Annotated in this window: 22 protein-coding genes; 1 reads left to right on the top strand and 21 read right to left on the bottom strand. The window is 61.6% G+C overall.

Annotation, left to right across the window (positions count from 1 at the left end; translation table 11 throughout):
* Nucleotide 1: 1 nt before the first annotated feature.
* The 20 genes from frr to rpsP form a co-directional block, all read right to left on the bottom strand.
* Nucleotides 2–538 (bottom strand): ribosome recycling factor, encoded by a 537-nt coding sequence (gene frr, locus AAA138_RS05860; protein ID WP_343006967.1) that lies wholly within the window; start codon nt 536–538, stop codon nt 2–4.
* Nucleotides 539–540: 2 nt separating this feature from the next.
* Nucleotides 541–1,263 carry a UMP kinase gene (gene pyrH, locus AAA138_RS05855; protein WP_349089959.1) on the bottom strand — a complete coding sequence of 241 codons (723 nt, stop codon included), beginning with the start codon at nt 1,261–1,263 and terminating at the stop codon, nt 541–543.
* 117 nt (nt 1,264–1,380) lie between these two features.
* Nucleotides 1,381–2,250: a translation elongation factor Ts gene (gene tsf / locus AAA138_RS05850; protein WP_349089957.1), complete on the bottom strand. Its 870-nt coding sequence runs from the start codon at nt 2,248–2,250 to the stop codon at nt 1,381–1,383.
* A 45-nt stretch (nt 2,251–2,295) separates the two neighbouring features.
* Nucleotides 2,296–3,024 (bottom strand): 30S ribosomal protein S2, encoded by a 729-nt coding sequence (gene rpsB, locus AAA138_RS05845; RefSeq protein ID WP_006236109.1) that lies wholly within the window; start codon nt 3,022–3,024, stop codon nt 2,296–2,298.
* A gap of 216 nt (nt 3,025–3,240) precedes the next feature.
* The gene (locus tag AAA138_RS05840; RefSeq protein WP_349090010.1) at nt 3,241–4,149 is read right to left on the bottom strand and encodes a tyrosine recombinase; all 909 of its coding nucleotides are present in this window, start codon (nt 4,147–4,149) and stop codon (nt 3,241–3,243) included.
* A gap of 8 nt (nt 4,150–4,157) precedes the next feature.
* Complete coding sequence (gene trmFO, locus AAA138_RS05835) at nt 4,158–5,495, bottom strand: methylenetetrahydrofolate--tRNA-(uracil(54)-C(5))-methyltransferase (FADH(2)-oxidizing) TrmFO (RefSeq protein ID WP_349089956.1); 1,338 nt, start codon at nt 5,493–5,495, stop codon at nt 4,158–4,160.
* A 14-nt stretch (nt 5,496–5,509) separates the two neighbouring features.
* Nucleotides 5,510–6,442, bottom strand: a complete 933-nt coding sequence (locus AAA138_RS05830; RefSeq protein WP_349089955.1) for a DNA-processing protein DprA — start codon at nt 6,440–6,442, stop codon at nt 5,510–5,512.
* Nucleotides 6,442–7,965 carry a YifB family Mg chelatase-like AAA ATPase gene (locus tag AAA138_RS05825; protein ID WP_349089954.1) on the bottom strand — a complete coding sequence of 508 codons (1,524 nt, stop codon included), beginning with the start codon at nt 7,963–7,965 and terminating at the stop codon, nt 6,442–6,444. The genes AAA138_RS05830 and AAA138_RS05825 overlap by 1 nt, the downstream gene beginning before the upstream one ends.
* Nucleotides 7,965–8,450 carry a YraN family protein gene (locus AAA138_RS05820; protein ID WP_117583229.1) on the bottom strand — a complete coding sequence of 162 codons (486 nt, stop codon included), beginning with the start codon at nt 8,448–8,450 and terminating at the stop codon, nt 7,965–7,967. The genes AAA138_RS05825 and AAA138_RS05820 overlap by 1 nt, the downstream gene beginning before the upstream one ends.
* Nucleotides 8,451–8,639: 189 nt before the next feature.
* Entirely contained in the window at nt 8,640–9,428 is a 789-nt protein-coding gene (locus AAA138_RS05815) for a ribonuclease HII (RefSeq protein WP_349089952.1), read from the bottom strand.
* Between the two features lie 93 nt (nt 9,429–9,521).
* Nucleotides 9,522–9,863, bottom strand: coding sequence for a 50S ribosomal protein L19 (gene rplS / locus AAA138_RS05810; protein ID WP_117583231.1), 342 nt, complete (start codon nt 9,861–9,863; stop codon nt 9,522–9,524).
* A 209-nt stretch (nt 9,864–10,072) separates the two neighbouring features.
* On the bottom strand, nt 10,073–12,823 hold the full coding sequence (gene ppdK / locus AAA138_RS05805) for a pyruvate, phosphate dikinase (RefSeq protein WP_349089951.1): 2,751 nt from the start codon (nt 12,821–12,823) through the stop codon (nt 10,073–10,075).
* 267 nt (nt 12,824–13,090) lie between these two features.
* The gene (locus AAA138_RS05800) at nt 13,091–13,966 is read right to left on the bottom strand and encodes a pyruvate, water dikinase regulatory protein (RefSeq protein WP_349089949.1); all 876 of its coding nucleotides are present in this window, start codon (nt 13,964–13,966) and stop codon (nt 13,091–13,093) included.
* Between the two features lie 34 nt (nt 13,967–14,000).
* Nucleotides 14,001–16,097 carry a glycine--tRNA ligase subunit beta gene (glyS, locus tag AAA138_RS05795; RefSeq protein WP_349089947.1) on the bottom strand — a complete coding sequence of 699 codons (2,097 nt, stop codon included), beginning with the start codon at nt 16,095–16,097 and terminating at the stop codon, nt 14,001–14,003.
* Nucleotides 16,098–16,100: 3 nt separating this feature from the next.
* On the bottom strand, nt 16,101–17,012 hold the full coding sequence (locus AAA138_RS05790) for a glycine--tRNA ligase subunit alpha (RefSeq protein ID WP_349089945.1): 912 nt from the start codon (nt 17,010–17,012) through the stop codon (nt 16,101–16,103).
* Between the two features lie 59 nt (nt 17,013–17,071).
* On the bottom strand, nt 17,072–17,635 hold the full coding sequence (gene lepB, locus AAA138_RS05785; RefSeq protein WP_117583236.1) for a signal peptidase I: 564 nt from the start codon (nt 17,633–17,635) through the stop codon (nt 17,072–17,074).
* Between the two features lie 2 nt (nt 17,636–17,637).
* Complete coding sequence (trmD, locus tag AAA138_RS05780) at nt 17,638–18,396, bottom strand: tRNA (guanosine(37)-N1)-methyltransferase TrmD (RefSeq protein ID WP_349089944.1); 759 nt, start codon at nt 18,394–18,396, stop codon at nt 17,638–17,640.
* A 10-nt stretch (nt 18,397–18,406) separates the two neighbouring features.
* Nucleotides 18,407–18,928 (bottom strand): ribosome maturation factor RimM, encoded by a 522-nt coding sequence (gene rimM, locus AAA138_RS05775; protein ID WP_050766183.1) that lies wholly within the window; start codon nt 18,926–18,928, stop codon nt 18,407–18,409.
* 4 nt (nt 18,929–18,932) lie between these two features.
* Complete coding sequence (locus AAA138_RS05770) at nt 18,933–19,178, bottom strand: KH domain-containing protein (RefSeq protein ID WP_171021534.1); 246 nt, start codon at nt 19,176–19,178, stop codon at nt 18,933–18,935.
* Nucleotides 19,179–19,220: 42 nt separating this feature from the next.
* Nucleotides 19,221–19,562, bottom strand: a complete 342-nt coding sequence (rpsP, locus tag AAA138_RS05765; RefSeq protein WP_022094749.1) for a 30S ribosomal protein S16 — start codon at nt 19,560–19,562, stop codon at nt 19,221–19,223.
* A gap of 201 nt (nt 19,563–19,763) precedes the next feature.
* On the opposite strand from rpsP, the gene dinB reads away from it, so the two are divergent.
* Nucleotides 19,764–21,020, top strand: a complete 1,257-nt coding sequence (gene dinB / locus AAA138_RS05760) for a DNA polymerase IV (protein ID WP_349089943.1) — start codon at nt 19,764–19,766, stop codon at nt 21,018–21,020.
* Between the two features lie 63 nt (nt 21,021–21,083).
* On the opposite strand, the gene AAA138_RS05755 is transcribed toward dinB, so the two are convergent.
* Nucleotides 21,084–21,281 (bottom strand): type II toxin-antitoxin system RelB/DinJ family antitoxin, encoded by a 198-nt coding sequence (locus AAA138_RS05755; protein ID WP_349089942.1) that lies wholly within the window; start codon nt 21,279–21,281, stop codon nt 21,084–21,086.
* Between the last annotated feature and the right edge of the window lie 67 nt (nt 21,282–21,348).

Genomic DNA, 21,348 nt, shown 5'->3' with positions numbered 1-21,348 from the left:
CTTAGATCTCCATGACCTCGGCTTCTTTTTCCTTCAGAAGCTCCTCGACCTTAGCAACATACTCATCGGTATGCTTCTGGACCTTGGCCTGCTCGCGACGGACATCGTCCTCGGTGAGCTCCTCGTCGCGCTCGAGCTTGTTGTTAAAGTCGCGACGGATGTTACGGATGGAGACCTTGGCCTGCTCGGCGTACTCGCGGCACTCCTTAACGAGCTCGCGACGACGCTCCTCGGTGGGAGCCGGGAACGGCAGACGCACGACGGTACCATCGGAGTTGGGGGTAATACCCAGATCGGAGGCACTGATGGCCTTGACGATGGCATTGATGAGCGCCTTATCCCACGGCTCGATAAGCAGCATGTGGGCCTCGGGGGTCTTAACGGCGGCAACCTGCGTGACGGGCGTGGCAACACCGTAGTAGTCAACGGTGATGTCAGACAGGATGTTGGCGTTAGCGCGGCCCGTACGGACCTTAGAGAAGTTATGCTTGAGAGACTCGAGTGACTTGTCCATGTGGGCGGTGATGTTCTCTGCCATGCTTAATCCTCCTGATAGACGAGCGTGCCGACGGGCTCACCCGCGAGCGCGCGCTTGACGGTGTCCTCGCCATCGATGTTGAGGACCAAAATGGGCATACGGTTGTCCTGGCAAAGAGCCGTAGCCGTGGAATCCATAACCTGCAGGCCGCGAACGAGCACCTCGTGATAGGTGATCTTGTCAAAGCGGACGGCGTCGGCGCACTTGACGGGATCCTTGTCGTAGATGCCATCAACCTTGGTGGCTTTAATCAGAATCTCGGCACCGATCTCGCAGGCACGAAGGGCCGCGGCGGTGTCAGTCGTAAAGTACGGATTACCCGATCCGGCGGCAAAGATAACGACGTTGCCCTTGGACAGGTGGTTGATGGCGCGACGGCGAATATAGGGCTCGCAGATCTCGTTCATCTGGATAGCGCTCATCACGCGGCAGGGAACATCGTTGTGCTCGAAGGCATCCTGCAGGGCAAGCGCGTTCATAACGGTAGCGAGCATGCCCATGTAATCGGCCTGGGCGCGGTCCATACCACCGGCGGCGCCGGCCATGCCGCGGAAAATATTGCCGCCGCCGACAACGACGCCGACCTCATGACCAACGGCGAGCAGCTCCTTGACCTGCTTGGCAAGATGATCGGTAACCTTGGGGTCGATGCCGTAGTTGCCATCGCCCATCAGCGCTTCACCGGAGAGCTTCAGAAGCACGCGTTTATATCGGATGTCGGACAAAGCGATCCTCCTTTAATTAGACTCATAACATAATATCAAAGGCTTAACGGAGAGCCATGAAAAAGCAGGCTGTGAGTAAAACCCACAGCCTGCTCATTACCAGCTACAAGAGCTTATTTACTCGCCACGGACCAGACGGTCAAAGGCAACGACGGTAATGGTGTCGCCGAGCTCCTTGGAGACCTGCTCAGCGTACTTCTTGATGGTGAGAGAGCTGTCCTTGATGAACTCCTGCTCGGTGAGCACGGACTGCTTGTAGAACTTCTCCAGACGGCCAACAGCCATCTTCTCCTGGATAGCCTCGGGCTTGCCGGACTCGGCAGCCTGAGCCATGTAGATCTGCTTCTCGTGCTCGACGGTCTCAGCCGGAACCTGATCGCGGGTAGCGCAGATCGGGGCGACGGCGGCAACCTGAAGGGCAACGTCGTGAGCAAAGGTCTTAAAGGACTCAGCCTGAGCGGTCTCGGCCTTCTCGAAAGCGAACTCAACGAGAACGCCGATCTTACCACCCATGTGGATGTAAGAAGCGAGAGCGCCGTTCTCGGCCTTGCGGGCGGCGAAACGGGAGATCTTCATGTTCTCGCCCATGATGTGAATCATCTCGGTGAGCTCGGAGGAAACGGTCTCCTCGCCCATCGGCTTCTCGAGCAGAGCGTCGACGTCAGCAGGCTCGGTGGTAGCAACAACCTCAGCGACCTTGGAAGCAAAGCCAGTGAACTTGGCGTTGGAGCCGACGAAGTCGGTCTCGCAGGAGAGCTCGAGCAGAGCGCCGGTCTTGCCGTCCTCGGAGACGAACGCGGCGACAGCGCCCTCGTTGGTCTCACGGCCAGCCTTCTTGGCAGCCTTGGCGAGGCCGTTCTTGCGCAGAACGTCGACAGCGGCGTCCATGTCGCCGTCAGCCACGACGAGAGCCTTCTTGCACTCCATCATCGGGGAGTCGGTCATCTCGCGGAGCTGCTTGACCATAGCGGCGGTAATCTGGGCCATTGTGGTTCCTTTCAAAGAGATGAAAAAGAATTAACTAAGACTGATTTACTCGGCCTTGGGCTCAGCGGCCATCTCGGCCTCGGAGACCTGCTCCTTGCCGGAGCCTGCGAGGCAGGCGTCAGCCATGAGCTCGCACATAAGGGTGACAGCGGAGATAGCGTCATCGTTGCAGGGAATGCCGTACTCGACCTCGTCGGGATCGGAGTTGGTGTCGATCAGAGCGACGACGGGGATGTTCAGGCGCTGGGCCTCCTTGATGGCGTTCTCCTCGCGCTTGGTGTCGATAACGAAGAGAGCCTGGGGCAGGCCCTTCATGTCGCGGGCGCCACCGAGGTTGGTCTGGAGCTTGGTGAGCTCCTTACCGAGCACAGCCTGCTCCTTCTTGGGAAGCACTGCCATGCGGCCGTCCTCGACCATGGCCTCGAGCTCCTCCATGCGGTTGATGCGGGAGCGGATGGTGACGAAGTTGGTCAGCATGCCGCCGAGCCAACGCTGGTTGATGTAAGGCATGTTGGCACGCTCAGCGGCGTTCTTGACGGCCTCCTGAGCCTGCTTCTTGGTACCGACGAACAGCACGTTGCCACCCTTGGCGACGTTCTTGACGAAGGTGTAAGCCTGGTCGGCGTCGAGGATGGTCTGCTTGAGGTCGAGGATGTAGATGCCGTTGCGCTCACCGAAGATGAACGGCTTCATCTTGGGGTTCCAGCGACGGGTCTGGTGACCAAAGTGGCAGCCGGCCTCGAGCAGGGTGCGGATATTAATCTTGGTAGCCATGTTAAACCTCCTGTGGTTTGCCTCCGCGCGGGGTCATCCTCCAAAACCAACCCGGACATGTGCTACCAAAGCCCGGGCACCACGGTATGAAGTAGCCGCGCGTGCGTGATAAAAACCTGTTGCCGTGAAGCAACCTGATGAATGATAGCAGGATTACCTCTTCCTGCCAACCCGCAATCAAAACCACACACCTAAGCGCAACGCGAGCCGCCCAGCTTACTCGCCCCGGGGATGGGCTTGGGTCACGGCGCGCTTAAGCCGGTCGGGCGTAAGATGCGTGTAGATCTGCGTCGTGGACAGGCTCACATGTCCCAGCAGCTCTTGAACCGAGCGCAGGTCCGCGCCGCCCTCGAGCAAATCGGTCGCAAACGTGTGGCGCATCGCATGCGGGGCAATGTCGGCAGGGATGCCGGCGAGCGTCGCCAGCATATGGAACCGTCGTCTGAGCATAGCGGCACTCATGCGATTACCGCGCGCAGAAATAAACAGCGGATGGGGACCGTTTACGGGATCGCGACGCTTAGCCTGCGCGAGCAACTCCGGTCTCCCCTCCTCGACATAGGTGCGCGTCGCCTCGAGTGCGCGTCGATACAGAGGAACGATACGCTCCTTGCTCCCCTTGCCCCATAACCGCAGTGTACGCTCGGACCATGAGATGGATCCCACATTGAGCGCCGAAAGCTCCGAGATGCGGGCACCCGAGGCATAAAGCAGCTCGAGCATCGCCGCATCGCGCAGGCCCGCGGGCATCGAGGTATCAGGCGTCTTGAGCAGCGCCTCGACCTGCTGAGTCGTAAGGACACCGGGCAGGTCGCGCGGCAGCTTGGGCGACGCGATCGCCGAGACCGCATCACCCTCGACAATTCCCTCGGCAGCCATCCAACGATAGAGCGACCGAATAGCCGACAAATGTGCCGCAAGGGTGCGAGGCGCCACCTGCTCGCGCGAAAGCTCGGCCAAATACGCGCGGACGGTACGCACGTCGGCCACACGCGCATCGACACCTGTGCGCTCGCACCAGGCGGCAAAGCGCTCCAACCGCGATCCATAGGCAGTCACCGTATTGGGAGAGAGCCCCTCAACACGTGCGATGTAGGCGATAAACGAGTCGACGGTATCGTACAGGTCAAAGGCTATGACCGGTCGCCTCCAAACAAGTCGGAACGCGTGGCCAAGTAGGCATCGAGGGCCTCGAGGGCGCGATCCGCATAAGCCTGGTAGCGGTCGCGTTTACTGCGGCGCTTGCCGTCCTCGAGCGGCGGTACCAGGCCAAAATTGACATGCATGGGCTGGTAGCCTACGGTTGCCGGGTCGGTCGCATAGCCCACGAGCGCACCCAGGGCGCCCACGCGAGGAAGCTCCACAGGAGCCGCACCGATAGCCTCGGCATAGGTGTTAAGTGCAGCAAGCAGACCGGTCGCCACGGCCTCCATATAGCCTTCGGTGCCGGTGATCTGACCGGCGAGGCGCACACCCGTGCCAGGCACGGCAAAGGTGCCGTCAAGAACGTGCGGCGCATCGACAAAAGTATTGCGGTGCATGACGCCATAACGGAAGAACTCGGCATTCTCCAGACCGGGAACCATATGGAAGACACGCTTTTGTTCGCCAAAGGTCAGGTTGGTCTGGAAGCCCACCAGGTTGTAGGCGGTCTTCTCCTTGTTCTCGGCGCGCAGCTGAATCGCCGCCCAAGGGCGACGTCCGGTACGCGGGTCGGTGAGGCCGACGGGCTTCATGGCGCCAAAGCGGATAGCATCCTTACCGGTACGGGCGACTTCCTCGGCAGGCTGACAGGCCTGGAACAGGTCACCACCCTCAAAGTCCTTGAGCACCACGCGATCGGCGGTGGTGAGTGCCTCAATAAAGGCCTCGTACTCCTCCTTGTTGAGCGGAGCATTAAGATAGTCGCCGCTCCCCTGCTCCTCATAGCGCGACTGCGAAAACAGCACGTCCATATCGAGCGTGGAGGCATCGACGATTGGCGCGGCAGCGTCAAAGAACGCCAAGGCGTCGCCACCGACGAGCTTCATGACCTCTTCGCTCAATGCCGGAGAACACAGCGGGCCCGCGGCAATGACCACGTGGCCCTCGGGAATCTGCGTGACCTCGCCGTGCACGACCTCGATATTGGGTCGAGCGGCAACCTCGGCCTCGACAAGCTCGGAAAACTTGACGCGGTCGACCGCCAGGGCACCGCCGGCGGGAACGGCCGCACGATGGGCACAATCGAGCAAGACCGAGCCCATACGCTCAAGCTCGGCCTTTAACAAGCCCGCAGCAGAGTCCGGACGGGTTGACTTAAACGAATTTGAGCAGACGAGCTCGGCCAGGTGGTCGGTATGGTGGGCCGGAGAGCTCACCTGGGGGCGCATCTCGCACAGCTTTACGGCAAACCCGCGATCTGCCAGCTGGATCGCACATTCCGAACCCGCCAGACCGCCACCGATAACCGTCACCTGATCGAACTGCATCTGCAAACACCTTTCTAATTGACACGCTTTCCATTGTGACCGAAGGGCGTCTGGGCGTGAAGCGCAAACTTTGAGGGCGCATACCTTCCATCCATCATGCGCTCGATAAGTCCCTCGAGCTCGAGCGAGCCCAAGAGCTTGAGCACGCCGACAGCATCAAGCGAGACGAGCGAGGCAATATCGTCGACCTTTAGCGGCGAGGCGATAAGCGCGTGCATCACGGTCTGCTGTGTTGGGTCCAGATCGGCGATGCCAGGTGCATCGGGACGCGAGTAGCGCAGCGTGCCGTAGATGCGCGAGATGGCCATCTCGATTGATTCCTCGTCGATGATGCAGCAGGCTCCGTTAGCGATGAGATAGTTGGTCCCGCGCGACTCGGGCGAAAGGATGGAGCCCGGCACTGCAAGGAGCTCTCGTCCCAAATCCATAGCGGCCTCCGCCGTGGAGAACGTACCCGAGGGCATGCCCGCCTCGGAAACAAAGAGTGCCTGCGACAAGGCGGCGATTACACGATTGCGCCGCGGAAAGGCGAACTTACGCGGTCCCATACCCCACGGCGAAATGGACACGACCGCGCCACCCGTCTCGAGTGTGCGCGTTATGAGGCCGGCGCTCGAGCGCGGATAGACAACATCGGCGCCGGTCCCCAGTACCACGATGTGTTTGCCCCCGGCGTTGACCGCGGCCCAACCCGACGCCTGGTCGCAGCCGACCGCACCGCCCGAGACCACCGTCACCCCCGCCTCGACCGCCACCTTGGCCGCAAGTTCTGCCACGGCGAGACCATACGGCGATGCCTTGCGTGCACCGATGATGGAGAGCGCGGGCATCGAAAGCACCTCGGGGTTGCCGCGCACATAGAGCGTCTGGGGCACATCCGGGAGCTCCAAAACGGTCTCGGGAAACAACGCATCACCGGGATGCAGCTCGAAGGTCCCCTCGCCCATTATTGGTCCCTCCTTCCCTGGTACATCGCTGCCTCGAGCACGTGATCCTGCGTCACCCGTTCGCTTTCGGCAACATCGGCGATCGTGCGTGCGATGCGTACCAGGCGCACGATGCCGCGCCCCGTGAGATGTGTGCGCTTCGACAGGCCGAGCACGCATTTCTCGGCAGCCTCATCAAGCCCAAAGGTCGAAACGACGCCGTCAATGGACCGCGACTCATCTTCCTCGGCCTCGGTGTCCGCATCGTCCATACGGGATTCACGCCAGGCGCGAAAGGCGCGCCCACGCACGACGTAATCGCGCAGCTCGGCCGATGACATACCCTCCGCGCCCTCAATGATCACCTGGGGATCGGGGCGGGTCACGTCGATCATCATGTCGATGCGATCAGCCAAAGGACCGCGCAACTTGCCCCGATAGCGCTCGACCATCGCCGCCGAGCAGCGACACGGCACTTCACGATCGCCCAAAAACCCGCAGGGGCAGGGATTGCTCGCGGCCAGCAGCTGAAAGCGCGACGGGAACGTAAAGGCCCCGTCAACGCGCACGATCCTTACGTAACCGCGCTCGATGGGCTGACGCAGCGTCTGCAGCACGCCGGTGGGAAACTCGGCAAGCTCGTCCAAAAAGAGCACTCCGCCATGAGCTAGGCTAATTTCGCCCGGATGCACCGGACGTCCGCCGCCGATGAGTCCCGCGGTCGAAATGCTGTGATGCGGGCTGCGGAAGGGTCGATGTCCCGCAAGCAGTCCATCGATGTTCTCGCCCAAGACCGAATGGATGCACAGCGCCTCTTGCTGATCCTCGAGAGAAAGCTCGGGCAAGATACCCGTCATGCGCCGCGCAAGCATGGTCTTGCCCGAACCGGGCGAGCCGATCATGAGCAAGCCGAGCTCGCCGGCGGCCGCAAGCGCCATGCCACGTTTGGCGACCTCCTGCCCCAGCACGTCGGCATAATCGAGCTCGGGCTCAAAGGTAGCCTCGAGCACTTCAGAATCCAGGTAATGCCGTGCGGCATCCCCCATGCCATGGGCAAGCTGAGATAGGTGGTCGATAAAGCCGCAGTCAACGCCTGCAAGCGGCACATGCTGATCGGACCTACCAGCGATAAAGGAAAGCCCCATATCGCGCGCCAACAGCTGAAACGCCACCTCGCCCTTGACAGGTAGCACCGTGCCGTCCAGACCAAGCTCTCCTGCGATAAGGCAACGATCGAGGTTGTCACGGGGAATCTGCCCATCGGCCGCCAGAACCGCGATGGCAATCGGCAGGTCAAAACCGCTGCCGGTTTTACGGATATCGCCGGGTGCCAGGTTGACGGTAATGCCAGAGCGCGGAATCTCGAAGCCGGCCGAGCGCATGGCGCACCGGATACGCCCGCGCGACTCCATCACCTCCATACTCGGAATGCCGAGCATCTGGATGCCCGGAACGCCACCGGCAAGCGAGACCTCGACGGTGACGGGAATTGCCTCGACGCCGCGGATACAGGCCGCGTGTACGGCAAACGTCTCGAACGCCATCACGACACCTGCCAATCGAACGCATTGTACTGGTGCTCAATCTCGGCGATATGCCCGCCGCGGATGGTGACGCCCACGGCATCGAAGCGAATCGACCTGAGAGGATAGTGCTCCATGAGATAGCAACTTGCGATACGGCGATACCGACGCTGCTTTTGGGCGTCCACGGCCTCCTCGGGAAAGACCCGCGTGGTGCAATCCAGGGCGACGCGTCTTGTCTTTACCTCGGCCATCACCACGACATCGTCGAGCTCGTCAAGCAGCACCAGATCGGCTTCGCCCTCAATGCAACGATAGCCCTGCTCCAACAAGGTGTATCCACGCTCGTTGAAGTAATCGATGGTGATCAGCTCGCCCAGCATGCCGAGCTCGCGGGGACTGAGTCCCTTGATAAACTCGGGCGTGATCGCCCCGCAGTCGAGCTCGCCGTCTTCCCAGCGCTCCTTGAGTTGCTGCGTCTTGCTCTTTTTGCTTGCGGCACACATGGGGTCTCCTTTCCCGCACACTGCATTGCCCCGATAATGAGGGCACCTTTCATGCGGGTAAGTACCGGAAGCAAACCAAAAGCTGACCAAATGCCGACAAAAAACGGGCCGTACGCAACAATCACGTTGCACACGGCCCGCTACCAGCAGGTTTATAAAACGCCAGAGGTCCCTGTCTCCACAATTGACCTAGAAAAGGCGCTCAGTCTGCAGAAAGTTTCCGCAAAAGCTCACACGATGCAGCGGACAAAGTCCATGTTTGCGAATCGCCTCGATGTGCTCGGGGCTTGCGTAGCCCTTCGACTCGGCAAAATGATACTCGGGGTACTCGGCGTCGTACTCGACCATCATCTCGTCACGCGTGACCTTTGCCATGATGGACGCCGCGGCGATACAGGCGATTTTGGCATCGCCCTTCACCACGTCGCGCTCGTTGGGAACGGCGCCCAAGGGGTTGCCGTCCATAAGCACGCAATCAGGCTCGAGCCCCGTATCGGCCACGGCGCCCGCGACGGCAGCGCGGATGGCGCGGGCCATGCCCATGTCATCGATATCCGCAGGCGGGATATGGCAAAAACCAATCGCCGTCGCGACCTCGGCAATCTTCACCGAGAGCAGCTCGCGGCGCGCCGGCGTGAGCTTTTTGGAATCGTTGATGCCCCAGACGCGCGGCTCCATAGGAAGACAGACGGCGCATACCGTCAAAGGACCGGCCACCGATCCGCGACCCACCTCGTCGACACCCACGACCACGCCATCCCCACCGAGCTCATGCATCAGCTCGTACATACCGTTGACGCGCTCGCGCTCGGCAAGTTCCTTGGCATGGCGCTTAAGAGCACGCTCGCAAGCCTTGATCACTTGCTGGCGCGGATCCTCACGATAATGCTCCACGAGGGCGGGAATCTCCTCAAACGTGGCGCTCGCCAGCTCGCCGGCAACCTGCGATGCCGAAACCGAGCTCGTCATGTTGGCCATATCGGGGCCTCCTTGCATGCAAATCAGATAAAAAGAAGGGCCACCCGAAGGTGACCCTTTTGTCCAAACGAGTGGACAGACGCTGCGATCTTCTTAGCGCTTCTCGGGGATGCGAGCAGCCTTGCCCACCTTGTCGCGGAGGTAGTACAGCTTGGCGCGACGGACGCGACCATGACGGACGACCTCGAGCTTGGCGATCTTGGGGCTGTGAAGCGGGAAGGTACGCTCAACACCGACACCGAAGGAAATCTTGCGGACGGTGAAGGTCTCACGGGCACCGGCGCCGGCCATGCGGATGACGTCACCCTGGAAAACCTGGATGCGCTCGCGGTCGCCTTCCTTAATGCGGTAGTGAACCTTGACGTTGTCGGCAACGCGGACCTGCGGGATGTCCTCGCGGATCTGCTGACGCTCGATTGCGCGGATGTAATCCATGTGCAATTCCTTACTCTTCTAGAGGTGCCGTACCACCTTGGCCGGCACGTAGTTGAACAAACGTATTCGAGTATACACGCGCGGGTTTCTGCTGCAAGAACAATTTTTTATGCAGACAAAAAGACAAAACCCGCACATGACAACCGCCCGCCTCACGAATGAGACGGGCGGCATGAAGGGGGCTACGCTAGGCGTCTATACCCAAAAGGTTAGGCGGAACGCTTGGCCTCGAGCTTGGCCTGAGCGGCAGCCAGGCGCGCGAGGGGTACGCGATAGGGCGAGCAGGACACATAGTCCACGTCGGCCACGTTGAACAGGTCCTTGATGGACTTGGGGTCGCCGCCGTGCTCACCGCACACGCCAAAGTGCATGTCGGGGTTGGTGGCGCGACCTTTCTCGACGGCCATACGCACGAGCTCCAGCACCGCCGAGTCGATGGTCTCGAAGGGGTTATCCTTCAAGATCTTCTTGTGCATGTACAGCGGAATGAACTTGGCCTCGGCGTCGTCACGCGAGAAACCGAACGTCGTCTGCGTGAGGTCGTTGGTGCCAAAGCAGAAGAAATCTGCGTGAAGGGCGATCTCGTCGGCGACCATGCAGGCACGAGGAAGCTCGAGCATCGTGCCCACGGGAATGTTGAGCTCGACGCCCTCCTCGGCGGAAACCTCGGCGATCACGCGCTCGATGACCTCGCGAGTCTGAACGTGCTCGGCCGTAATGGAAACGAGCGGGACCATAATCTCGGGACGCGGGTCGACGCCTTCCTTGATAAGGCGGGCGGCAGCCGTTGCCACGGCACGGACCTGCATGAGCGGCAGGTCACCGAAGACGACGGACAGACGCACGCCGCGCAGGCCGAGCATCGGGTTGGACTCGACCATGCCGTCGATGCGACGCAGGCGGGCACGCAGGGCGGCGAGCTCTTCCTCGCTGGCGCCGGCGGCCTCCTTCTTGGTGATGGCGACCTCGAGCTCGCGAGGATTATCCAGGAACTCATGAAGCGGCGGATCGAGTAGGCGAACAACCACATCGCGACCAGACATGGTCTTGAACATCGCCAAGAAATCCTCGGTCTGGACTTTGAGCAGATCGGCCAGGGCCTGCTGCTTCACGGCCTCGTCGTCGGACAGAATGAAGCTCTGGATAATGTTCTTGCGATCGCCCAGGAACATATGCTCGGTGCGGCACAGACCGATGGCCTCGGCGCCAAACTCGAGCGCGAGCTCGGCATCCTCGGGGTTGTCGGCGTTGACGCGCACGTGGTTGGCGTGACCGTCGGTCTCGTCCAGACGGATCTCGTCGGCCCAGGACAGGATGGTGTCCAGGTCGCCGGCGAGCTCAGCGGAGACCAAATCGACAGCGCCATCGACGACGATACCCTGAGTGCCGTCGATGGAGATGATGTCGCCCTCGTGCAGCACGCGATCGCTGCCCTCGATACGCACGACCTTCTCGGCCGCATCGATGTGGAAACGCTCGACACCGCAGACGCAGGGTGTACCCATACCGCGGGCGATAACGGCGGCATGGCTCGTCTTGCCACCGTGACTCGTCAAGATACCCTCGGCGGCGACCATACCCTTCAGGTCGTCGGGGTTGGTCTCCCAGCGGACCAGAATGACCTTATGGCCCTGGGCAGAACGCGCGACGGCGTCATCGCTCGAGAACACGACCCCGCCCACGGCGGCACCGGGACTGGCGTTAAGGCCGCATGCGAGCGCCTCGTACTTCTTGGAGGAGTCGAACTGCGGGTGCAGGAGCTGGTCGAGCTGCGCGGGGTCGATGCGGCTCACGGCCTCCTCACGCGTGATGAGGCCCTCCTCGACCATCTCGATAGCGATGCGCAGAGCGGCGGTTGCGGTACGCTTGCCCACGCGGGTCTGAAGCATCCAGAGCTTACCCTGCTCGATGGTGAACTCGATGTCGCACATGTCGCGGTAGTGATCCTCAAGCGTCAGGAATACACGCTCAAGCTCCTCACCTGCGGACTCGAGGCCCGGAGTGGTCTTGAGGTCGGCGATGGGCTCGGTGTTGCGGATGCCGGCGACGACGTCCTCGCCCTGGGCGTTGACCAGAAAGTCGCCGTAGAACTCCTTGGTGCCGTCTGCCGGGTTGCGCGTAAAGGCGACACCGGTCGCCGAGGTCTCGCCCTTATTGCCAAAGGCCATGGCCTGGACGTTGACGGCGGTGCCAAGGTCATCGGAAATGCCGTGCTGCTTGCGGTAGATGCAGGCGCGCTCGTTCATCCAGCTGCCAAAGACGGCTTGGATAGCAAGGCGCAGCTGAAGCTCCGGATCGTGCGGGAAGACGGGCTTGCCGTCGGCGACTTCGAGCTCGGGATACAGGGCGGCCTCGACGTTGTCGGAGAAAATGCACTTGAAGGTCTCGACGAGCTCCTGCAGGTCCTCGGCCGAAAGCTCGGAGTCGACGCGAACGCCGGCGACCAGGCGGGCCTGGGTCAGGGCATTCTCAAACAAGTCGGCATCGACACCCATGACGACGTTGGAGAACATCTGGATAAAGCGACGATAGCTGTCCCAGGCAAAGCGCGGGTTCTGCGTCTGGGCGATAAGGCCCTGAACGGACTCGTCGTTGAGGCCCAGGTTGAGAACCGTATCCATCATGCCGGGCATGGAGAACGGAGCGCCCGAGCGCACCGACACGAGCAGCGGGTCACGGGCGTCGCCGAGCTTCTTGCCGCAGCGGGCCTCGAGGTCGGCCTCGGCGGCAACGATCTGGTCGAGCGCGCCTTCGGGCCAGACGTTGCCGGCACCAGAGTACTCGACGCAGATCTGGCAGGTAATGGTAAAGCCACCGGGAACCGGCAGGCCGATACGGCTCATCTCGGCAAGGTTAGCGCCTTTGCCGCCAAGCACGAAGTTCATGGACTTGTCGCCCTCAGTGACACAGGTGCCCTGGGCATCGGTTCCAAAACGGTAAACCCTCTTGCAATCGCTCACGATACTTCCCCTTCCATGCGCTCTCGCGCACGACCGTGGTGACGAATCGGCCCGCCGGATGCGGGCCGTGAGGGAACTATACGGCGGGTTTTGAATGGGCTTGAGCAGAGGATACGCGGTTTGGTAAACGTGCTAAAACTAGCGGTAAACGGTAGGTAAAGGTGGTTACCTTATGAAGATACCACTACAGTCTAATTGCATGTCAAAAGCGGTAGAAACTGATAAAGCGCTTTATCAATTTCAGGTAATTTTAGCTAACCCAATAAGCTAGTTTTGTTGGGCGCGGCGGGCGGCACGGCGGGCTCTCGCCTCTTGAATCTCTTCGAGGTGAGCGATGATCTCGGAGGCACTCTCCTCGATCGCCTTGCCGTCGGTGCGCACCACAAAGCAACCCAGACGCTTCATGAGGGCACGAGCTTCCTCGAGCTCGCTGCGTACACTCTCGGGCTCGGCATAGGAGCCGGCAACGGCACGGGCATAGTCGTCGCCCAGGCGGCTATCGCGAATCTCGGCAATCACATCGACGGTCGAAATCAGACCGAAGAGACGCATCGGATCGACCTCGTAAATCGACTTGGGCGGCTCCATACCGTGCGCCAACGGAACGTTGGCGACCTTGTAGCCCTGATAGGCCAAATACATCGACAACGGCGTCTTGGACGTGCGGGATACGCCCAGCAGCACGATATCGGCAGCCGACAGATCGTCGCAACCGCGTCCGTCATCGTGCTCGACAAAGTACTCCATGGCCTCGATGCGGTGGAAATACCGGTCATCGGTCTTATGGATCACACCCGCCACTCCTTTTGGCGGCACGCCAATAAGCGACGACAGCACCGCAAGCGTCGGGCCAATCAGGTCGACCGAGCGAATGTGCAGCATACCCAAGTAGTCGAGCACGCGAGCACGGAGCGCCGGATCGACAATAGTGTGGAACACGGCGATATCACGATGGTCGGCATCGACACGCGGTCCCACAAACAACTTGACCTGCTCCACCGAGGTCACCTTAGGCAGACGAAAGAGACGAAAAGCCCCTTCATCAAATTGCCCGGACGCCGCAAGCACCACCTCACAAGCGGTATCACCGAGCGAGTCGGAGATAACGATAACGGTGGGACGAGCGGTGACCGGGCAATCCATGCGGGGCTCCTTTTGCGCTTATGCGCAGGCTAGCTTACTTTTTGCGAGCAAGCTCACCGATGTTGGCGATGCCGGAGAAAACGGCCTCGAAGCGGTTGAGCAGCTTAAGGCGATTATCGCGGAGCTGCTCGTCCTTGTCCATGACCATAACCTCGTCGAAGAAACGGTCGATGGGCGCGCGTAGGGCGGCGAGGGCGGCAAACGCGGAAGGATAATCCTCGGCGGTGAGAGCGGCATCGACGGCGGTCTGAGCGGCCTCGGAGGCGTCGGCAAGCGCAAGCTCGACCTCGCCCATCAGGGCGCGATCGTACTCCGCGCCCAGCTCGGGCTTGGAGATGTGCGCCGCGCGGGCGTAGGCGGTTGCCAGGTTGTCGAAGGTCTCGGCGTCGTTCTTGCGGGCCTCATCGAGGGCGGCGCAGCGGGCGAAGAAGACCGACGGGGCAATGATGTGCACCGCGGAAACGGCGGCAACGGTGTCGGCCGGGATCTTCTCGTCGCGGGCCATGCTCACCAGACGGCCGTGGAAGAAGTCGCGAACCTGCTGGGCGACCTCGGCGGCGTCGAACTCAATGCCCTGCTCGCTATAGAGCTCAAGCGCAAAGTCGATGAGCGACGTGGGGTCGATCGGCAGACGGTCGCGCAGGATGTTGATGATGCCGATGGCGGCACGACGCAGCGCGTACGGGTCGGAAGAGCCGGTCGGGGGCTCGCCGATGGCAAAGATGCCGGCAATGGTATCGAGCTTGTCGGCGCAGGCCACGATGCAGCCAGCGGTGCCCTCGGGCAGCTCGTCGCCAGCAAAGCGGGGACGATAGTGATCGCGGATAGCATGAGCGACCTCGTCGTTCTCCCCCATCGCGCTGGCGTAGTAACCGCCCATCACGCCCTGCTGGCTCGTGAACTCGACGACGGCGTTGGACACCAGGTCGGCCTTGCACAGGTGAGCGGCGCGGCCGGCGTCGGCGGCCAGGTGGGCACCCAGGTGAGCCTCACGGGCAATAGCGAGCGCGAGCTGCTCAATACGCTCGGACTTGGCGAGCACGCTGCCGAGCTTCTCCTGGAAGGCGACCTTGGCCAGACGCTCACGGAACTCGTCGAGGGAGATCTTCAGATCCTCCTCGTAGAAGAACTTGGCGTCGTCCAGGCGGGCGCGCACGACACGCTCGTTGCCGTCGATCACACGCTCGGCATTCTCGGGCTTGCTGTTGGAGACGATCACGAACTCACGCGTCAGCTTGCCCTCGCCGTCATAAATCGGGAAGTAGCGCTGGTTGGTGAGCATAGACTCGCAGATGATCTCGTGCGGGACCTTGAGGAACTCCTCGTCGAAGGTACCGACAAGCACCGTCGGCCACTCGCAGAGGTTGATGACCTCCTCAAAGACCTTCTTGGGCGTATCGACGTGACAGCCGGGGCGCGCAGCCTCGACCTCGGCGATGCCGGCAAGGATGGCCTCGCGACGGCGCTCGGCAGAAAGCACGCCGGCATCCTCGAGCACCTGCTCGTAGACGGCAGGGCTAGCGACCACATGGTCACCGGGGCCAAGCACGCGATGACCACGCGTGGTGTTGCCACTCGTCACGTCGGCAAACGAAACGGGCACGACGTCCTCACCCAAAAGGCAGCAGATCCAGCGGACCGGACGCACGAACGTGGCGTGCTCGTGGCCCCAGCGCTGAGAGCGGTAGTTGGGCCACTGCAGGCCGGCGATGGTCTTCTCGCACAGGGCCGTCAGAATCGGGGTGGCCGGGGCGGAAGGAATGTTCTTCTCGGCAAATACGTACTCACGGCCGTCGGTGTCCTCGCGACGGACCAGATCCTCGGCAGCTACACCGCACTTGCGTGCGAAGCCCTGGGCGGCCTTGGTGGCGTTACCGTCGGCATCGAAGGCGATGTTGGCCGCGGGGCCGCGCTTGACCTCGTGAACCTCATCGGTCGCGGTGGCGACGTCGGCAACGAGCGCAGCCAGGCGGCGCGGGCTCGAGATCACGCGGACCTCGCCGTGGGCCAGACCTGCCTCGTCGAGACCCTTGGCGATCATGGTGCCAAACTGCTTGACGGCATTGTTCAGCGGTGCAGAGGGCATTTCCTCCGTACCGATCTCAAACAGGAAATCCTTAGCGTCTGCCATGGCTTACGCCACCTCGCCTTCCTGATCGGCATTCTCGTTGATTCCGGCGACCTCGGCCATATAGGCCTCGCAGCACGCCTTGGCGACGGCGCGGACGCGCAGGATGTAGTTGGCGCGCTCGACTGCGGACAGCGCACCGCGGGCATCAAGCAGGTTGAAGGCATGGCTGCACTTCATGACGCAGTCATATGCCGGCAGCGGCAGCTTGCGCTCCAGGCAGGAGTGGCACTCGGCCTCGTAGTCGTCAAACTTCTGACGCATCATCTCGACGTTGGCCACCTCAAAGTTATAAGCGCTGAACTCGCGCTCGTTTTCCAGGAACACATCGCCGTAGGTCATGGGCGTGCCGTCGGGCAGGTAGCTCCACACCAGGTCGTAGACCGAGTTGACGCCCTGGGCGTACATGGCGATACGCTCCAGGCCATAGGTGATCTCGACGGGCACGGGGTCGACCTCGATGCCGCCCACCTGCTGGAAGTACGTAAACTGCGTGACCTCCATGCCGTTGAGCCAGACCTCCCAGCCAAGGCCCCAGGCGCCGAGCGTCGGGCTCTCCCAGTCGTCCTCGACAAAGCGGACGTCATGGTCGTTGGGGTCCAGGCCAATGGCGGCCAGCGAACCCAGGTAGAGCTCCTGGGCGTTGACCGGCGAGGGCTTGATGAGCACCTGGAACTGATAGTAGTGCTGCATGCGGTTGGGGTTCTCGCCGTAGCGGCCGTCGGCAGGACGGCGGCAGGGCTGCGCATAGCAGGTGCGCCACTCGGCGGGACCGAGCGAGCGCAGCGTGGTCGCGGTATGGAAGGTACCGGCACCGACCTCGGAGTCATAGGGCTGCATGATGACGCAGCCCCGCTCGCCCCAGTACTGCTGGAGGCGCAGGATGATGTCTTGGAAGGAAAGCGATGAAGCGTTCATGCCTCTAATATCCCCTCGTCGAAACGATTACACGGTTAGGTACTGTACTATAGCGGTTTTTAATCGATAGCGCCGATACGGTTGAGCGGCCAGTAGCGCACAAGCGCCACGGCAATCAAGTCGGAGCGGTCGACCGGGCCAAAGTAGCGGGAGTCAGCAGAGTTCTCACGGTTGTCACCCATCACCCACACACAGTCGTCAGGGACGGTGTAGGGATAGCTCACCTGAGCGCCGGGGGCTTGGACCGAAAGCGGCCAGCTCATGCCAGTCGTATAGTCCTCGTCGAGCGCCTGGCCATCGACGACGACCTTGCCGTCCTGCAGGTCGACCGTCTGGCCGGCCGTGGCGATGACGCGCTTTACCAGCACGTCATGCTCGGACGTGGCATCGGGATTGTGGAACACCACGATATCGCCTTGCTTGACGGGCTGTCCGAGTTCGAGCGTCACCTTTTGCGCCAGGATCTGGTCGCCAATCTCGATCGTGGACTCCATGGAACCGGTGGGTACCACAAAGGGTTCGACCACAAACGAGCGAATCAAGAAAGTGGCGACCAGTGCGATCGCGACAACCACGATCCACTCAAACGCACCCTTTAGCACGGAATGCTGCGATGGGACCATTCTCACTCCTCGCTCTGCGAATACGATGCGTCCAGAATCTCTTGCGCGTACGCGCGCTCCTCGGGCGTAAGGTGAGCCGTCTCAATAAGATCGGGACGCCAACGACAGGTACGCTCGATGGCGTTCTTACGACGCCAGGCATCGACCTTGGCGTGGTCGCCGCTTACGAGTACTGGAGGTACGCCCTCACCATTGAACTCGGCGGGACGGGTGTACTGCGCGTACTCGAGCAGGCCACCGTCCTCGGCGGTCGAGAAGGACTCGTCCACGTTGCTCATCTCGTCGCCCAAGGCTCCGGGAATGAGCCGTACGACGGCATCGGCTACGACCATAGCGGGCAGCTCGCCGCCCGTGAGCACGTAGTCGCCGATCGATAGACGCTCATCGGCATACGCATAGGCGCGCTCGTCGACGCCCTCGTAACGGCTGCACACAAACAGCAGGCGCTCGCTTTTGAGCAGGCGCTCGGCCACATGCTGCGTAAAGGGCTCGCCGCAGGGGGTGAAGAACACCACGGTGGGCTTGGGACCCTCAGAGCTAATGTCCTCGATTGCCTCGGCAATGGGCTCGACCTTCATGAGCATGCCCTGCCCGCCGCCATACGGCTCGTCATCGACGGTACGATGACGGTCGTGCGTCCAGTCGCGCAGGTTATACGCCTTAAAATCAAAAAGGCCGGCCTTGCGGGCGCGGCCCAAAATCGACGTGGACATGACGGGCTCAAACATCTCGGGAAAGACCGAAAGGGTCTCAATCAGCATGTTGTCCTCCCTACTTGTCCATATCAATCAACCCGTCCATAACGTGGACGGAAATTGTCCCCTGATCGGGAAGATCGAGCACAACCTGCTCGATCACGGGAATCAGCACCTCGCCGTACCGATCGCCCTCGACAACCCAAACATCGTTGGCGGGCGTCGACATGATCTCGACAATCGTGCCGAGCGAGCCAAAGCGCTCGTCGACCACCTCGCGACCCATCAGATCGGTATAGGCGGCGTCGAGCGAATCGAGCTCAAAGTCGTCACGATTTGCCAGCACGTAGCATCCGGTGATGCCCTCGGCGGCCGTCAAGTCATCAATGCCCTCAAACGAGACCAGATCGCCATCGCCCGTATCGGTGACGGATGTGACCGTGCAAAAACGGTCACGCTTGAGCGCCGGCGGCGTCAAGGCGACGCGCATACCCGGCGTCAATACAGAAGGAAGCCCCCGCAGCGGCTGCGCGAGGACCTCCCCCTTCCTTCCGTGCGGCTTGACCACACGGGCGATGTTTTTGTACTGGGACCTCAAGGTCCTAGCCCAGAACCTCTACCTCGACTGCAGTGTCGAGGCGAGCGGCCAGTGCACGGGCGAGCGTGCGAATGGCCTTGATGGTACGGCCACGACGGCCGATGACCTTAGCGACGTCATCCTCGGCAACCGAAACCTCAATCGTGGAGGCGTCGTCACCATCGATGACCTCAAGGCTCACGGAATCCGGGTCGTCGACGATCTGAACAACGAGATATTCGACGAGATCGGCGATGCGATCTGAGAGCATTGCCTCACCCTCGAGCTGTGCAGCGTCAACCTCAGGCACGATTTACTCCTCGGCGCCCTCAGCGGCCTCAGCGGCAGCCTTAGCGGCCTCGGCCTCTTTGGCGAGCTGCTTCTTGGACTTCTTGACGACGGTCTCGGTCTTCTCGCCCTCGTTGGCGGCCTTGACCAGAGCAGCGACAGCGTCGGTGAGCTGAGCGCCCTTGGACTGCCAGTCAGCGATCTTCTCGAGATCGAGGTTGATGGTCTTGGGGGCGGTCATCGGGTTGTAGCGGCCAACCTCCTCGATGATACGACCGTCACGCGGGGCGCGGGAATCGGCGACGACGACACGGTAGTACGGACGCTTCTTAGCGCCGTGACGAGCAAGGCGAATCTTGACTGCCAAAGGAAACTCCTCCAACCAAGCAGCTTTAGGCTGCAACTACAAACAAACAGTTGAACATAATACGCCATCGACGCGGGCAGGTGAAGTCCGTGAGACCAACTTCTTCGGTGTAGTCGAAGGCAAATCCATATCTTAGACAAGAATTCGCGATTTGCAAGCACATCCACGCACCCCACATGAGCTGCGCGGTATACTCATGCCATGAAAAGACGCGAACATACATACGGTTATGAGGATGCTGCGGGCGTCACGCCGCCGCCCTGGACGGGACCGGCAGTAGGCCTCATGGATCTCGATGCGTTTTTTGCGAGCGTGGAGATGCTCGACCATCCCGAGTGGCGCGGCAAGCCGCTCATCGTGGGTGGCGATGCCGATTCCCGCGGCGTCGTGTCCACCTGCTCCTACGAGGCGCGCCGCTTTGGCGTGCATTCCGCCATGCCCTCGGCCGAGGCACGGCGCCTCTGTCCGCAGGCCATTTGGACGCACGGACACTTTGATCGCTACCGTGAGGTGAGCGCGCAGGTCATGGCGATTCTCGCCGATGAGACACCGCGCGTGGAGCGTGTGTCCATCGACGAGGCCTTTATCGATATTACGCCGGGCCGGTTTGCGCCCGAGGATCCGCTACTGGTAGCACGGCGCATGAGCGACCGCGTTGCGGCGCTGGGGGTGACGTGTTCCATCGGCGTCGGCTGCAACAAGACCGTGGCCAAAATCGCAAGCGAGCGCGACAAGCCGTTTGGTCTGACCATTGTGCGCCCCGGTACGGAACAGCGCTTTTTGGCTGCGCTGCCGGTATCTGCCATGAGCGGAATCGGGCGTTCGGCCGAGGAGCGACTGCGTCGCATGCGCATCTATACACTCGGCGAGCTTTCACGCGCGCCAGAGTCCACCCTGGCTGCAATTTTTGGCGTGAATGGCGAGCGCATGCGTCAGCGTGCTTTGGGGCTCGAAGTATCCGAGGTCACCGGCCTGGATGACGAACGTGAAGTTAAATCGGTGAGCAATGAGCGCACCTTTGCGAAGGATTTGACTGAGCGTGGGGATATCGAGGCGGCGATTGCGCTGCTGGGAGAGTCAGTGGGACGCCGTCTGCGCCGTCAGGGGCTGACGGGTGCCACGGTAACGCTCAAGCTTAAGTATTCGTATGGCAGCGGGCGTACGGCGCAGCGCCGGCTGCCCCATCCGACCGACGACGAGAATATCTTTGTGGCCGTAGCGCTCGAGCTGCTCGACAATATCTGGCAAGAAGGCATGCACGTGCGTCTGGCGGGTATCGGCATGAGTGACTTCAACCACCAAGGCGGTATCCAAACTGACCTGTTCTGCGAGATTGATGACCGCGGAGCACAATCCAGCGACCGCCGCGACCTCTCCGTCGCCATCGACGCCGTCCGAGACAAGTTCGGCGACACCGCCCTATCCTTCGGCCGCCAATCCCGCTTCTCCTCCCAATGATTTTTCTGGGACGGGGATTAAAAAAGGCTCTGTTAGACCAGGATTGACATGCCGGCCTGCCGGCTATCTCGCCGTCTCCCCGTCGGGCGCCGGCGTCCTGACCCTCATCTCGAACGGCATCCCGCCCTCTCGGACGAGCGCCCTGAGGAACGCGTTGACGGCGGTGGACATGGACAGGCCGAGCTCGTCCAGGATGGCCGCGGCCTCCCTCTTGACCTCCGGGTCGATGCGGATCGTCGTGGCCGGTATGTTCGACGGCATGGCCTCACCCCTCCTCGTGTATCGCGGTGCGACCATTCTACCGCCTCTATGCGGCGGGCGCGGCCCA

Source organism: Collinsella sp. CLA-JM-H32B (assembly GCF_040098065.1).
Lineage (GTDB): Bacteria > Actinomycetota > Coriobacteriia > Coriobacteriales > Coriobacteriaceae > Collinsella.
This window is presented reverse-complemented; position numbering and strand designations above follow the sequence as displayed.

What these genes read in the sequence shown, in the direction of transcription:
- frr (WP_343006967.1), bottom strand. Translation starts at nt 538, where the DNA reads ATGGCAGAGAACATCACCGCCCACATGGACAAGTCACTCGAGTCTCTC.
- tsf (WP_349089957.1), bottom strand. Translation starts at nt 2,250, where the DNA reads ATGGCCCAGATTACCGCCGCTATGGTCAAGCAGCTCCGCGAGATGACC.
- rpsB (WP_006236109.1), bottom strand. Translation starts at nt 3,024, where the DNA reads ATGGCTACCAAGATTAATATCCGCACCCTGCTCGAGGCCGGCTGCCAC.
- trmFO (WP_349089956.1), bottom strand. Translation starts at nt 5,495, where the DNA reads ATGCAGTTCGATCAGGTGACGGTTATCGGTGGCGGTCTGGCGGGTTCG.
- AAA138_RS05830 (WP_349089955.1), bottom strand. Translation starts at nt 6,442, where the DNA reads ATGGGCGAGGGGACCTTCGAGCTGCATCCCGGTGATGCGTTGTTTCCC.
- AAA138_RS05825 (WP_349089954.1), bottom strand. Translation starts at nt 7,965, where the DNA reads ATGGCGTTCGAGACGTTTGCCGTACACGCGGCCTGTATCCGCGGCGTC.
- AAA138_RS05820 (WP_117583229.1), bottom strand. Translation starts at nt 8,450, where the DNA reads ATGTGTGCCGCAAGCAAAAAGAGCAAGACGCAGCAACTCAAGGAGCGC.
- AAA138_RS05815 (WP_349089952.1), bottom strand. Translation starts at nt 9,428, where the DNA reads ATGGCCAACATGACGAGCTCGGTTTCGGCATCGCAGGTTGCCGGCGAG.
- rplS (WP_117583231.1), bottom strand. Translation starts at nt 9,863, where the DNA reads ATGGATTACATCCGCGCAATCGAGCGTCAGCAGATCCGCGAGGACATC.
- AAA138_RS05800 (WP_349089949.1), bottom strand. Translation starts at nt 13,966, where the DNA reads ATGGATTGCCCGGTCACCGCTCGTCCCACCGTTATCGTTATCTCCGAC.
- glyS (WP_349089947.1), bottom strand. Translation starts at nt 16,097, where the DNA reads ATGGCAGACGCTAAGGATTTCCTGTTTGAGATCGGTACGGAGGAAATG.
- AAA138_RS05790 (WP_349089945.1), bottom strand. Translation starts at nt 17,012, where the DNA reads ATGAACGCTTCATCGCTTTCCTTCCAAGACATCATCCTGCGCCTCCAG.
- lepB (WP_117583236.1), bottom strand. Translation starts at nt 17,635, where the DNA reads ATGGTCCCATCGCAGCATTCCGTGCTAAAGGGTGCGTTTGAGTGGATC.
- trmD (WP_349089944.1), bottom strand. Translation starts at nt 18,396, where the DNA reads ATGCTGATTGAGACCCTTTCGGTCTTTCCCGAGATGTTTGAGCCCGTC.
- AAA138_RS05770 (WP_171021534.1), bottom strand. Translation starts at nt 19,178, where the DNA reads ATGCTCTCAGATCGCATCGCCGATCTCGTCGAATATCTCGTTGTTCAG.
- dinB (WP_349089943.1), top strand. Translation starts at nt 19,764, where the DNA reads ATGAAAAGACGCGAACATACATACGGTTATGAGGATGCTGCGGGCGTC.
- AAA138_RS05755 (WP_349089942.1), bottom strand. Translation starts at nt 21,281, where the DNA reads ATGCCGTCGAACATACCGGCCACGACGATCCGCATCGACCCGGAGGTC.